The sequence below is a fragment of the Bradyrhizobium icense genome (genome assembly GCF_001693385.1).
Taxonomy (GTDB): domain Bacteria; phylum Pseudomonadota; class Alphaproteobacteria; order Rhizobiales; family Xanthobacteraceae; genus Bradyrhizobium; species Bradyrhizobium icense.
Genome location: NZ_CP016428.1, coordinates 5,407,249 through 5,420,743, shown reverse-complemented (window position 1 = coordinate 5,420,743; position 13,495 = coordinate 5,407,249). Strand labels below are relative to the sequence as shown.

The window sequence follows — 13,495 nt, the reverse complement described above, 5'->3', positions numbered from 1 at the left end:
CGGACGGCGGCCGGCCGCTGGCCGCTTCGAGCGCCTCGTCGCTAACCTCGTTACGAAACCAGTGCCATCCGTGCGACGATCGCCGCCGAAGCCGCAAGCTTCTCTTGACAACGCGGGCCTCCTAAAGCTCCGGATTTGCCCGATCGATCGCAGAATTTCAGCTATTCGAGTGACCACATTAGTGAAAATCGGCTCTATGAGCCTGATAGGCATTGTTCGTAAAAAAGAAACTTGTCTGTCGGTCGACCAAAGAGGAGGAAGATGACGAGGATATTGTTTGCAATGGCCGGCACCCTGGTCATAACAGGTCTAGCCGTGAGCGCGTCAATGACTTTAAAGCCTGCGTTCGCGGGCGATCAGCTCACGATCACCTCCTTTGGCGGGCGTACCAGGCGGCCCTGCGCGAGGCCTATTTCGAGCCTTACGCCAAACAGGCCGGCGTCAAGATCACCGAGGACGAATACAATAGCGAGGTCGCGAAGATCCGCGCCATGGTTCAATCCAAGACGGTGAGCTGGGACGTGGTCGACACCGGCGCGGGGGCGGCCATGCAAATGTGCGCCGAGGGGATCATGACGATCGACTGGAATAAGCTGGGGCTCGACCGAGCCAAGTTTATGGATGGCGACAAAAATGACTGCGGAGTGCCGAATCAAATCTCCGCCATGATCATAGCCTATGACAAGGGCACGCTGCCGAACGGCCCGAAGGCGATCGTCGATCTGTTCGACATGCAGAAATTCCCCGGCAAGCGCGGACTATATAAGGACCCCTGGGGCAATCTCGAGTGGGCGCTAATCGCGGACGGCGTGGCATCAAAGACGTCTACAAGGTTCTCGGCACGCGCGCGGGAGTCGATCGCGCCTTCAAGAAGCTCGACATGATCAAGAAGGACATCGTCTGGCTTCAATCCCTCGCCCACGCGCCGCAGCTTCTCGCCGACGGTCAGGTCGTCATGACCGCGGCCCCGAACGGCCGGATCTATGACGCGATTAAGAACGCCGGCAAGCATTTCGAGATCATGTGGGACGCCGCGGAGCTAACCATGAGTCTCTGGACGGTTCCCAAGGGCGGTCCGCGGCGGGACGATGCCTACAAGTTCATCGCCTTCGCCGCCTCGCCGGCGGCGCAGGCCGACGTGAGTCGCTATATCCCCTACGGGCCCGTCAACAAGGACGCGATCGCATTCGTCAATCCAGTGGCCCTGCCTCACCTTCCAACTGCGCCCTACCATACGGGCAATGCTCTGCTGATCGACCCAGCCTTTTGGGCTGAGAAGGGTGATGAGTTGCGTCAGCGCTTTACCGCCTGGCTCGCGAAGTAACACCCAAGAAAAGAAACGGCGGGGGAGGCTTCCGTTCTCCTCGCCGCCTCCTATGGACGAACTGAGTAATCCATGGCGATGATGGCCTTCCAAATCGCCGGCTTGCCGAACGGGGTCAGCTTCACATCGTTGGGGGGCTGGGAGGGCCGCTCCGAATCATCCCGCGCCTCCCCACCACTCGCGTCCGCGCGCCGAGGGCACGCTGGCGTACTCTTCATGGCTTCCGACTTAACCGCGGACCATTCGGGCAAGGTCCTCGCCATATCGGGGCAAGAGATCGCAGAGTTCAAGATGCTGATGACCGAGGGCTTCCGTCCCAAAGGGATTTACACGGCGCAAGACGTGGCAGCGCAAGCGGCTTCGGTCTTCTTTCCGGCGGACCTGGAGCGGGTTGTCCCCAAGACCTGAGCTAGATAGTCCTGCCACTGCAACAATGTTGACACTGGAAACGCCGATGGCGGATCTCGAAAAATTTCGCAAAGACATCCGGGCTTGGCTGGAGGCCAATTGTCCGCCGGAAATGTGCATGCCCGTGACCTCGGAAGAGGACATGTTCTGGGGCGGGCGCAACAAAAAATTCTCCTCGGAGGCGCAGCGCGTCTGGTTCGAGCGCATGCGCATGAGGGCATCAGCTTCATCCTGTTCGACATGGTATCGGAGGGCGTGTCGACCAGGCCGATCCTGCTGATCTCCGGTGAATCCCCTTTCTGCGAGACGTTCTTCGACAATGTCCGCGTGTCGAAATCGCATCTGGTAGGCCAAATCAACCGCGGCTGGGATATCGCGAAATATGTGTTGCAGCATGAGCGCGCGATGAATTCAGCTGTCGGTGAGAGAGGTATCAGTCGCCCACTCGGCAAGGTCGCTGCCGACTCGCTTGGCACCGACGATCAGGGGAGGCTGGACGATGCAATTCTGCGTGGATAGATCGCGTCGTTCGAGATCGACGAGGCCGCGCTGGCGGCGGCGGCTGAGCGGATGGACGATCTCGCCAAGGCCGGCCAGGAACACCCGTCCTTCATCAGCGATGAAATATTACGGCACCGAACTCAGCAAGCGCGTTACGAAATCCTGATGTCCGCCGGCGGTATCGAAGCGCTGGAATGGGAGAGCGAGCGCTCTAGGGGCGGCGCGCGGCCGCGCGCCTGGCTGCGCACCAAGGCCAACTTGAGCGCCTGCTGGAGCTGGCGCGATTGCACGCGGAGCTGCCCCGTCCGGAGCGCGCTGGCAAGGATTCGGCTGCGCTGAGCGCGAACTCGCCGACACGTGACGATCGCCGCAAGCCAGCCCCGCAAACCAGCACGCTCGCCAGGCTCGGGAGACTTCAGGAGGAATACGTGCGCGCCATCGTCATAGCGGCAGTGCTCACCGGAGCACTGCCGCTATCCGGACCAACGCAGGCTGAGCTTCAGCAACATGGCCAGGCCGCAACCCAGACGCTGGCGTGCTCAAGAAGCCCTGCAGGGATCACGAGCTCATGTGTAAGGTTGAAGCCTGCGCGACGGCAGGCTATTTGACCCGGCGCGTCACCGCGATTCAGCATGGCAACGCGATCTTCTCCATGCTGGCGTCATTTCACGCCTACGAGCAGGGCGCGTTCGTCCACCAGGAAAGGATGCCCAAGGTGCCGCCGCCGGAAAAGCTGACCGCCGGCGAGTTACCCAATCGCCGATGTTGCCAGCATGCGGAACGCTTTCGCCGCTGGTATGAACCCGATTGTCCGATTGAATTAAACGATCGTGCGGTCGAATTGCACCCGGTGGATGACGCTCGCATTCATCCCTAGATGAAGCCCGCGGCGAAGCTCCACAACGATCCGGCGCTGCATCTGTGCGCGCTCGCCTATCGCTGTTCGACGCGGTAATGGCGCGCTATGGCCGAACGCTGTTCGACAGGCGAATGCTGCGGCACGCCTCGACCACGCCATGTGGTTTCACCGTCCGTTCCGGGCCGACGACTGGCTGCTTTACACCAAAGACTCGCCGAGTGCGCAAGGCGGACGCGGCCTCACGCGCGCTCTGATTTTCAAGCGCGATGTCACACTGTTGGCGTCTGTTGCCTAAGCAGGCTCGATCCGCGAGGGACGCTGATCTTCACGTATACTGCGGTGAGTACGTCGGCGACGTCTCAATCTAAAATAGACCCGAAGGATTTGAGACGGGGCCGCAAATACGCCAGAGACAGGACGCAACTTTGCAAGTTCGGCTGGTGTGGATCAAGATCGTGGTAGCGTCCTCACGTGCTGTGCCACCGCGAACAGCAACGATTCTGCCCAGAGCGGTCTGATACTGGACAGGAAGGGCCTAGCTTGGATAAACCCTTTTACGTCGCCGCCCGCTTCCGGCCTAGGTGATGGCCAATGTGCGAACTCAGGTTCCCCTAGCAAACGGCCCGCGGAAAGCGCCGCCGGCGCACTCGCCCGCGCAGGACTGACTGAAACGACGTCGACGGCTAATTTGGCGCTGAACAGCGCCTTCGCGCGCTTCTTCGGCGGCCAGGCAGTCGGCCACCACCGCTTTCGCCGAAGCTGGTGTCAACCGATACGATATTTGCTGCGCCCCTATTTACAACAGCTTCACGATAACCGTCCTCATTGCGTTGGAGGATCTTGGGTTCTGCGAAAAGGGGCAGGCGGGCGTCTTGTTGCAGATGGTAACGTGATCTCCAGCGTCGGCCCCTTGCACTTCAATCCCGATCGGCGGCCTGCGCAGCAACCATCCGGCGCTGCGGGATGGAAGCGCTAAGGTGATCGAGGCCGTCCGCCAGCTGCGAGGCGAGGCCCATCCAGCCGTTCAAAGGATTGGGCGCTGCCGATCGCCCACGGGACTGCATGGTTGATGGATACTCGCCACAGCAGCGCCACCCTCGTACTAGAACGGGAGTAATGACGATTGGCATTGATTTTATCGCGCACAGTCCAGAGACCAAGCTATTTTGGGAGGCAGCTGCTGCCGGCCGCTTCGTGCTGCCTCAATGCCGGCAGTGTCATAGAATACATGTATCCGGGGTATCTGCCAGCATTCTCGACGGCTCTCAATATCAGGAGTCTCCCAGCGAGGGCGAGATTTACTCGTTTTCTGTGAACCAGATGGGGGAAGGAGTCCTACGTGCTCGCATGTGCAGTGCTCAACGACGAGCCGTTCATGCTGAGTAACGCGACAGATACCGATCCGGCCACGCCGTCGATCGGCACGAAAATCAAGATGGTGTTCAAGCCCGCCGTTGGTGGGTCACGTGGGGTGCGACGTTCAGCGCGCGCAGCTTGGCGGCAATAGGGCTTGTCTTCGCCAGCCGTAATGCGGCGCCCGCTTTTCCCCTCGGCCTTGAGCATGTCTTCCGGCGCGCGCTGCTCCGCCGTTCCGTGGCATGCGTGATCCGTCCATCCTCCACCGCCCGACCATTCTGGTTCTCCAACGTGGCGTGTCTCATGTAGCAGAGCTTCGCCTCCCGTCCGGCGGACTTTCGATATGCCGGCTGTCGGGATCGGTCACGCTGGCATGAGGCTCGTTCTTGCGCTGTTATCCTCGGAAATTCGCGCCATCGTCCCCGTCACCCGATCCATCCTTCGGCCGGAAGCTCTTGTGCGAAGTCCCTAGCCTTGATCAGCGTTTCGTCCACCGGAAAATGCTCATCCGACAGCAGCAGCTTCACCTCGGGATGGTCAGAAGCTTCGCCATGAACTTGGCGAACACCTTGCCTTTCTCCAGCCTGGCGCGGTTCTTCCGTCGTCGGGGCCCAGACAGGATCGTCAGGTGCAAGCCCACAAGTACTGCAGATTATAGTCCAACTGCTCCCATCAACTGCCGTTCCGAACGAATCGCGTAGAAGACTTGCGGCAGCAGCGCACTCAGCAACTGTTCAGAGGGATCAACTGACGTCCAAAGCCGGCGAAGTGTGCGGTTCAGCTCTCGAAGAACGTCACGCACCGGTTCCCGCACGTCGCGAGGCGGTGGTCCTTCGGCACCGGCGCCTCGGGCCAAATATGAACTTGCCCCGTATGCGATCCGCCAAGATTCGCGGCAAATTCTTGGAATTACAATGCCATAGCAAAGAGAGTTTTTCAGTAGACCGTTGGGTTGTCAAACACCCGTTTCTGGTGCCCCATATGGGTTGCATAGAGCAGCTTTTCGAGCTGCGCGATGGCTTCGAAGTCGTGAAGTTTATGCCAATGCGGCGCCGCCGCTCGGCTGCCTTGCCGAGATGAGTGCCGATAGCCAGACGACTGCCTTGGGGGCTCAGCGTCTTCAGCAGGGAGCGGGCTGCCTGCAATTCTGGGGGCAGCGTGACTTACTTCCCAGTTATCGCGGCCAGTTTGGGCGCGGAATCGAGGGAAGCTGTCTAGCTAATGCTAAGCAAGAAATGTCGTCAGTTCGGTTTTCGGTTGAAGATGGGCATTCTGATCGTGTCCCGTAGATATACTTTTCTGGCCGCGACCATCAAGTCCGTAATCACTGAATACGCGAAACTGACCTCTCATTCGTCCAACATCCCCAGATAGTCGCACGGCATCCAATGCCTGTCCCTGTGGTCTTTATCGTGAATCGTGATCTGGATGATCTGCGCGAGCATCCCGGCACCCCTCCGTGAAGGCATCGCCAGAGTCCGTACGGGCGGAAGTCGCCATCTTTGTATGCACTTGGGTCGCGCTGACGTTTTCGCTCATGACCAGCCGGCGTTTGGCGAACGACGCGTTGGCAGCCTCCGATCCAAAATACTCGGCATCCTCCTGCGGACTCGACTTGCTGCGCTGAAAGCGCGGTATGGCTGCCACGTTTTGAGCGCACCGTGCTAGATATTAATCTTGCTTGGGACAATTTTACCTATTGGTCCTTAGACCGAAATCGCTGGTCTGCTAGGACCGGCTCTGGTCGTGTTCCCGCCGTGCGGACTCGAAGTCTGTTTAAGAAGGCCGAGCTTGAGGCGACGATTGCGTCGCTCCTTTTGTAGACAAACACCAGCACGACGGAATCGGCGCGCGCCAAGTTCTATAAAGTCTGATTAGGCAAATGCCGAGCGTGTCGATGGTGACATCGCCGTAGAGCACATCATTCGCGTTCGAGACCAGCATGAGAGGTGACCGGCATCGTCTTAAGCTGCCAATCCTATTGTAACATCCATGTCTGATTAATGACCCCGATGTTTCGAACCCGACAAAGCGCGCCACCCATTCCAGCATGCAGCTGGCAGCTTGCGCTTTTTACAAGCGAGCGCACCTCATCCGCGAGTGGCACGCCAGTTGCTTGGATAAGCAGGTAGACGCAGTACGGAGATCGACCTATGAAACTCGCTTCCGGATACAAGGACTTTTGGGATGCCGCCCAAAAGAACTACCCCGATCAAATGAGACCCGGCGGACTTCTTGACCAGGCGATGTTTGACGGAATAAACAACGTCCTGAATGCTGATCATTCTGACCGCTTTGCAAAGCCATCCGATCGAGCATGGATGTCATCTATCTACCCATGGAGTGCTGACAAACGCTCCACAAAAGTTGGTGCCTTGGCGAAGACTTATAGGGGGTTGATACTTCTCAAGACTCCTTTTGATCTGGCTCTGTATCCAAGACTCATTTGGGAGCTTCAGCCGAGGACAATTCTAGAGCTCGGTTCATATCAGGGTGGTAGCGGACTCTGGCTTGCTGATAATATGTCGGTGCTTTGCGAGAATTCCGGTGAAGTTCACTCCTTTGATTTGTACACCAAATGTGTCCATGAGAATGCAACGAAGCATCCGCTGCTTACCTTTCATCAAGTTGACCTTTCTGACGCTTCCAACTTGGATGAAAATTTGCTGATGAGGCTACCTCATCCTTGGCTTGTGATCGACGACGCGCACGTGCAAATATTTTCGATGTTTTCTTACCTGAGCAACTTTCTAGTGTCAGGAGATTACTATGTAATCGAAGATAATCCTGTGTTCGCGAATAGAGAGATTATCGATGGTTTCCAGCTGATCGAGCAATCAGGATTCTTAATCGATACTTATTACACCGACGCGTTTGGCATTAATGTTACTTGTGCTCCAAATGCATGGCTTCGAAAGTCGTAAGCCTGCGCCGATAGATTGCCGGACCTGGAACAGCCTCATAGTTGCGCGATGCAGTGTGGCATTAGGTGGGTTAGGTAGTCGCTCATGAAGAAACTGTACGTCGCTGAGAGGATTCGATCCTTCTGCTGAAGGCGTTTTTAAGATTGCAAGCTTTTCGGGGGCGGAAGGCTCGCAAGCTTGCAATTTCATTTCGAAGATTGAACGAAGCCGCTGACGCGGCAATTGAGGAGAGATCGCACAAGCAGGCTCCTGTCTGAGAGGATTGCGGGTTTTCGAAGCCCAACCCTTCAGACAGGAGTTTTCCAATGACTGAGATCAGCCCTCTTCGCCGCCGCATGATTGAGGATATGATGGTCTGCAATCCGTCGCCGGCGCCCCCGCGGTATCGAAGTTGAGCCGGTATTTCGGTCCTCCGATTGTCTTGAGCTGGAGGATATCCGCGCCTTCTAGGTCCAATGGTGGCGATCGGAATATCCTGGCCGGCGCTCAATCAGATCGTGTGTGCGCTGCGGCTTTTCTATGGTGTGACGCTCGGCGGTGACGCCATTCCGGAGCGGATCAGCTATGCGCGCCAGCCGAGCTAGCTGCCGGTGGTACTGAGCGCCGACGAGGTCGTGCGCTTCCTGGAGGCAATTCCAACCCTCAAGAGCCGCACCGCGCTGACTACCGTCTATGCCGCCGTACTGCGCCTGTCGGAAGTGGTTCTGTTGAAGATTGCCGACATCGAGAGCCAGCGGATGGTGATCCGAGCGAGCAAGGCAAGGGCGGCAAGGACCGTTTCATGCTCTCCCCACAGTTATTGCGCCCCAGCTATTGGCGGTTGGCTCGGCCACAGCGCTGGATGTTCCTCGGCCGTGACGTGGACCGGCCGCTCGATCCCACAGTATTGCACACCGCCTGCCCTTCGGCCCACTTGGCGGCGGGCCTGCAAAAAGGTGACGGTCCACTCGCTGCGACACAGCTTCGCGACGCATCTGCTGGAGAACGGGGCCGACCTGCGCATCATCCAACTGCTGCTCGGCCATGCCAGCCTGGCCAGCACGGCGCGCTACACCACCAAGGCCATCAGTAACACGCCAAGTCCGCTTGACCGGCTTCGTCTGGAGGTCGTGCCGCCCGGCTGAGAGGGGCACCATGACTGCGGTTCTGGAGGTGGCGGACATCTTCCGCCGCCACGGCGAAGCGTTTCGGCAGGCCCGCACCGGGCATCTCGGCCGCGTCAAGCGGCGCATCATGGGCGCCATCACAGCGTGCGGACGGCGGCGCTCGGCGTCGCGTCGAGCAGTGCGATGATTGCAGCAGCACACGCATCGCCTACAACTCCTGCCGCAACCGCCATTGTCCCAAGTGCCAGGGGCTGGCGCGCGCCGAATGGCTCGCACATCGACAGGCCGAACTGTTGCCGGTGCCGTACTTCCACGTCGTCTTCCCGCTGCTGATGCTGGCGGGCGAGATCGCCTTCCACAACAAGGCCACTATCTATGCCATCCTGTTCCGCATCGGCGTTGAGACGCTCACCACCATCGCCGCCGATCCCAAGCATCTGGGTGCGCAAATCGGCGTCACCACGGTGCTCCATACCTGGGGGCAGACGCTGCAGCACCATCCGCACATTCATTGCGTGGTGCCAGGCGGCGGCCCCTCGCTCGACGGCACGCGCTGGATCGCTTGCCGCCCCGGTTTCTTCCTGCCGGTGCGCGTGCTCTCGCGCCTGTTTCGTCGCCGGTTCTTGCAAAACCTGCAGGATACATTCGAGGCCGGAAAGCTGCGCTTCTTCGGCAACCTCGCTGGTTTTGTCGAGCCCACGGCCTTCGCCGCCGGGCTCGACCAACTCAGACGCATAGAATGGGTCGTCTGCGCCAAGCCGCCGTTCGGTGGGGCCGCACAGGTGATGGTCTATCTCGGCCGCTACGCCCATCGCGTCGCCATCGCCCAACAGCCGCCTGATCTCGCTCACTGACGGCAAGGTCCGCTTCACCTGGACTATTGCCAGGACGACAAGACCAAGTTGATGACTCTCGATGCCACGAGTTCATCCGCCGTTTCCTCCTGCATGCCCTGCCGGATGGCTTCCACCGCATCCGCTACTACGGATTCCACGCCTTCTACCGCGAAGTACGTCAGACGTTGTCTGAGACGGCGCAGCCAGAAAAGGCGGCGCATGGGCTGGCCGGAGTTCGGGTCCTTGACGGCACGCTTCCGCCTGCCAACTCCACGCATCACTCGGACATGGGCGCAGGCGCGGACATGACGCGGGTTACTCTCGAGAAGAGCCAGGTGCGGGAAAGCTGCCCGCCCGGATCTGTGAGGGCAAAGCCAAATGGGAGCTACTCGACCAACCTGCAGTGTGGTGATGGTCGCCAAAATCCGACCGCCACGCGTGAGAACCGGCGAACAGGGCTTACCATTCGCGCTCCGGTCAACTACCAAGGTTAGTCATTGAATAGATTACAGAAGCATGTCACCGATCGGCTGGTGAGCATCAGGCTAGTCAAACAATCACCTGCAGGTGTTCGGGATGCAGCATCAGCACAATGTATTCTCGCCAATGGCCATGATCGACGCTTGTCGCCCTGCGCTCCAGGCGATCGCCCGCGCATGTTGCGTGTGGCCTTGGATGCTCGGAGTTGCCAGCTAGTGGGAAAAATGGAGACCCCGATGGGAGTGTTATCGCATCTGCGGATCGTCGAGATCGGTAGCTCGGCCGCAACTAGCTACTGCGCGCGGTTGTTTGCAGATTTCGGAGCTGATGTTCAGAAGGTCGAGCCGCCAGCAGGAGATCCACTTCGACGAACCGCACCACTTACGCCTAGTGGCCAGAGCGCGTATTTCGCATTCTTGAACTTTAACAAATCCAGCATCATCATCGATTTCAACGATCCTAACGCAATCGTACGGCTGGCGACACTGATTGAAGGTTGCGACATTCTGGTCGATGGACGCGATGTCGATTCTGCGGATTGCCCACCAATTGATGTCGCCGCTATCCGCAAGCGGCGCCCCAATTTGATTTACCTCGAAGCGAGCTGGTTCGGCTGCGAAGGCCCCTATGCAAGATTCGCCGCAACCGACTCGACCGTCCGTGCGCTCGCCGGCCTCATCAAGCTGGTTGGACCGGTCGAGGGACCGCCGTTGCACGCGCCGGATTTCCAGACAGGGATCATCGCGGGGCTGTGGGGCTTCATCGCCGCGGCTTCTTCAGCGCTTGCACAAGTGCAGGGTGGGGCAGGGCGGTCGTGGTCACTCAATATTTTCGAATCGATGCTCACTCTCAGTGAGTATCACATGTTCGAGGCGTTTGCGTGTGGCAACGTGATGCGCCGGATTGGCATTAACCGGTTCTGGCCGGGTGGTCCTGCCGGCATTTACGAAACCAAAAAGGGTTGGCTCGGCGTTACAGTGGGCGGCCCAACGCAATGGCGCGCATTCTGCGATATGCTCGGCCTCTTCGAATTGCGTGATAATCCGGCTCTGGCCCTTTTCGAAGATCGCATGCCATACATGGAACAGATCGAACGACAGTTTGTGCCCAGGCTAAAGGCACGCACCGCGCAGGAATGGTTGGCAGAGGGGCTGAAACGGAAGATCCCGATTATCCCCGTGCCCGAAATATCCGATCTGCTCCTCGATACTGAGAAAAGCGAGCGCGGCGCTATAGTGCCTGTGTTGCTTGAGGAAGAACCGGGCTTGACCGTTGGTTCGGCCCAGCGGCTGACATTGACGCCGCCCCTCCGTGGCGGAAAGGTTCCAGGTCTCGGCGAGCAGCAGCGTTTCGGAAATACCCGAACACATCTGACCTGTACTGCGTTGGCGTCGTTGGGCCGCGTAGATGCCGACCTGCAGCCGCTGCATGGGATTCGCGTCATCGACTTCACGATGGGCTGGGCAGGCCCATTGTGTACCCGCATACTGGCTGATCTCGGTGCGGACGTCATCAAGGTCGAGGCCATCCAATATCCTGATTGGTGGCGCGGCGTTGATCGGCGTGCCGCTTACGTCGACGGCCAGATGTATGAGAAGACAATGCGCTTCTGCGTCATGAATCGTAACAAGCGCGGCATCACACTCGACCTAACGCGGCCGCAAGGCCTCGCTCTCGCCAAGCGGCTTGTGGCGGATGCTGATGTGGTGGTTGACAATTATTCCGTTGATGTGCTGCCGAAGCTCGGGCTCGGTTACGACGTTCTCAGAACGCTCAACTCACGGCTTGTCATGATGTCCATGTCAGCCTTTGGGGGCGACAGCGCTTATCGCGATTGCCGGGCCTATGGCTCGACCCTCGAGCATGGCTCTGGGTTGCCGAGCGTGATCGGAAATCCCGACGGGCCGCCCACCATGAGCCACATCGCCTTTGGAGATGCCGTCGGAGGGTTGAATGGCTCCGCTGCCGTTCTGGTCGCCCTGCTTCACGCCCGCATTACCGGGCAGGGGCAGTTCATCGATCTTGCGCAGGTCGAATGCATGATGCCGTTTGCTGCGCCATGGAGCATCGTCCACTCGATCAGCGGTTTGCCGCCTACAAGATACGGGAATCGACATCCTCAGTTCGTCCCGCACGGCTGCTTCCGCTGTGCTGGCGAGGATAACTGGATCGTGGTGACGGCGATCGATACAGGTATGTGGCAGAGGCTTGCTATTCTTATTGGTCGGCCAGACTGGGCGGCAGACACATCGCTGAAGTGTGCCGAAGCTCGTCGAGGCCTTCAGGACGTCATCGAGGCAGCCATCGCGGCCTGGACGCTTAAGCGCGAGGCAGACGAGGCCATGTCGGAGTTGCAAGCCGCGCAGATTGCGGCAGGCGTGGCCCGCCAGCCAATTGACTTGCTCAAAGATCGGCATCTCGGGTCTCGCGCGTTCCTGCAGCAAATCGAACGCCCTTTCATCGGCCTGCATCCGCAGCCCTCGATGCCTATTCGCGAAGGTGCGAGCTCCTATGCCTATGCGATCCGCACGGCTGCGCCGACGCTCGGACAGCATAATGGGGAGATCCTATCAGGGCTTCTCGGCCTCTCTGACGCCGAGAGCGCAGAATTGATCAAGGAGGGTATCATCGGTACGGCGATGCTCTCCGAAGGAGAGCTCGCAAAAACAAAGAAGGTGTCCTCAGCGTGACCGATAACGGTTTGGCCCGGATTACCGAAGCGTTCGAGGGCGGACTTGGTCCATTTGAATGGCTTGGGATTGGCATTGTGATGACTGACGAAGTGCTGCGCGCAAAGCCTGGACGCTGCCATCGATGCCGCGCCGGATCTTTTTGTCGGCGACGAACGCAAAGAAGCGCTCGACCTGATTGAGCCAGGACGACTGTCGCGTGCCACCGCGGCCGTTTGGCGGGCCAGTTGCGGATCAGCGGGGCTCTGTGGGCCGCGGAGTTTTCCATGACGAGATGGACATCGAGACCGCGCGGGATGGCGCCGATCTCGAGGCGGCGTCCAAGGTACACAACTTTGGCAAGAGTAGGGCTGTTCCTCTTGCGCCAGCGCGGATCGCGGCGCGGTTAGGAATATAACCTTTTGGATGTGTCGGGGGCAAGGTCCTTGCCGCGCAACGCTCCATCCGCTGGCTCTCGGCTAGTAGCAGCTCCAGCTTGTCGTCGAGCCGCTTGCGTCAGTGGCTCAGGTAGCTTCGCTCATGTGAGAAGCGATTCTGGAAAAACTCCGTGCTGGTGAAGTACTGGAAACATGGCGCTCGCGCCCTCCTCTTCGGACAGACCGTAGCAGCTCATGCTCCGATTGATGATCTGATCGAGCCGCGCCCAGAGCAGATCGCCTTTCACCTGTCGTCCGCCACTTCGGTCACATCGTGCCCCCGAATGCGAACAACAAATCATACTTCGCCGACCACCGGAATCGCAAGATCCAATCGCAAGGAGTTCTACTGCCAAGGCGCACAAACCCGGCGGTTCCAGAAGCAGTCAGCTCGGAAGACGACTGATCTTCCCTCGAAAAAGTGGACGGGTTTAGGCTACTTTTAGCTCCATCTCGATCGGGGCGATATATCGGATGGCGGAATGGAGCCGGGTTCGATTGTAGAACGATGTTTGAGAACGCCCACAGGACCGTCCTTCGCGAGGTTCTTTATCGGCATCATCCCTGGTTTGGTCGCCGAGTTTGCGTTCATGGA

At 59.0% G+C, this 13,495-nt stretch carries 7 protein-coding genes and 4 pseudogenes; 10 read left to right on the top strand and 1 reads right to left on the bottom strand.

Features of this window, described 5'->3' with window-relative positions; all coding sequences use genetic code 11:
• Window positions 1-212: 212 nt before the first annotated feature.
• The 6 genes and pseudogenes from LMTR13_RS43420 to LMTR13_RS42820 form a co-directional block, all read left to right on the top strand.
• Window positions 213-884 (top strand): extracellular solute-binding protein, encoded by a 672-nt coding sequence (locus tag LMTR13_RS43420; protein WP_335622042.1) that lies wholly within the window; start codon window positions 213-215, stop codon window positions 882-884.
• Window positions 881-1,324 carry an extracellular solute-binding protein gene (locus LMTR13_RS43415; protein ID WP_335622041.1) on the top strand — a complete coding sequence of 148 codons (444 nt, stop codon included), beginning with the start codon at window positions 881-883 and terminating at the stop codon, window positions 1,322-1,324. The genes LMTR13_RS43420 and LMTR13_RS43415 overlap by 4 nt, the downstream gene beginning before the upstream one ends.
• A 72-nt stretch (window positions 1,325-1,396) precedes the next feature.
• Complete coding sequence (locus tag LMTR13_RS42825; RefSeq protein WP_065730198.1) at window positions 1,397-1,732, top strand: hypothetical protein; 336 nt, start codon at window positions 1,397-1,399, stop codon at window positions 1,730-1,732.
• Between the two features lie 46 nt (window positions 1,733-1,778).
• Window positions 1,779-2,491 (top strand): annotated as a pseudogene (locus tag LMTR13_RS39760) (acyl-CoA dehydrogenase family protein); the annotation flags it as partial.
• Window positions 2,492-2,834: 343 nt separating this feature from the next.
• Window positions 2,835-3,387: pseudogene (locus LMTR13_RS39755) on the top strand (acyl-CoA thioesterase); the annotation flags it as partial.
• 424 nt (window positions 3,388-3,811) lie between these two features.
• A pseudogene (locus LMTR13_RS42820) lies at window positions 3,812-4,209 on the top strand (thiolase C-terminal domain-containing protein); the annotation flags it as partial.
• A gap of 218 nt (window positions 4,210-4,427) precedes the next feature.
• Here LMTR13_RS42820 and LMTR13_RS41160 read toward each other — a convergent pair.
• Window positions 4,428-4,655 (bottom strand): hypothetical protein, encoded by a 228-nt coding sequence (locus tag LMTR13_RS41160; RefSeq protein ID WP_156795784.1) that lies wholly within the window; start codon window positions 4,653-4,655, stop codon window positions 4,428-4,430.
• A gap of 1,946 nt (window positions 4,656-6,601) precedes the next feature.
• Between LMTR13_RS41160 and LMTR13_RS25460 the strand changes: the two genes are divergently transcribed.
• From LMTR13_RS25460 to LMTR13_RS25445, 4 genes and pseudogenes are all read left to right on the top strand, one after another.
• Window positions 6,602-7,372 carry a CmcI family methyltransferase gene (locus LMTR13_RS25460; RefSeq protein ID WP_065730194.1) on the top strand — a complete coding sequence of 257 codons (771 nt, stop codon included), beginning with the start codon at window positions 6,602-6,604 and terminating at the stop codon, window positions 7,370-7,372.
• Between the two features lie 590 nt (window positions 7,373-7,962).
• A complete protein-coding gene (locus tag LMTR13_RS25455) occupies window positions 7,963-8,496 on the top strand; it encodes a tyrosine-type recombinase/integrase (protein WP_197520909.1) in 534 nt (177 codons plus the stop codon).
• Between the two features lie 10 nt (window positions 8,497-8,506).
• Window positions 8,507-9,475, top strand: a pseudogene (locus LMTR13_RS42810) (IS91 family transposase); the annotation flags it as partial.
• Between the two features lie 555 nt (window positions 9,476-10,030).
• The gene (locus LMTR13_RS25445) at window positions 10,031-12,484 is read left to right on the top strand and encodes a CaiB/BaiF CoA transferase family protein (protein WP_065730193.1); all 2,454 of its coding nucleotides are present in this window, start codon (window positions 10,031-10,033) and stop codon (window positions 12,482-12,484) included.
• Window positions 12,485-13,495 lie beyond the last annotated feature (1,011 nt).

What these genes read in the sequence shown, in the direction of transcription:
- LMTR13_RS43415 (WP_335622041.1), top strand. Translation starts at nt 881, where the DNA reads ATGATCAAGAAGGACATCGTCTGGCTTCAATCCCTCGCCCACGCGCCG.
- LMTR13_RS42825 (WP_065730198.1), top strand. Translation starts at nt 1,397, where the DNA reads ATGGCGATGATGGCCTTCCAAATCGCCGGCTTGCCGAACGGGGTCAGC.
- LMTR13_RS25445 (WP_065730193.1), top strand. Translation starts at nt 10,031, where the DNA reads ATGGGAGTGTTATCGCATCTGCGGATCGTCGAGATCGGTAGCTCGGCC.
- LMTR13_RS25460 (WP_065730194.1), top strand. Translation starts at nt 6,602, where the DNA reads ATGAAACTCGCTTCCGGATACAAGGACTTTTGGGATGCCGCCCAAAAG.
- LMTR13_RS41160 (WP_156795784.1), bottom strand. Translation starts at nt 4,655, where the DNA reads ATGCTCAAGGCCGAGGGGAAAAGCGGGCGCCGCATTACGGCTGGCGAA.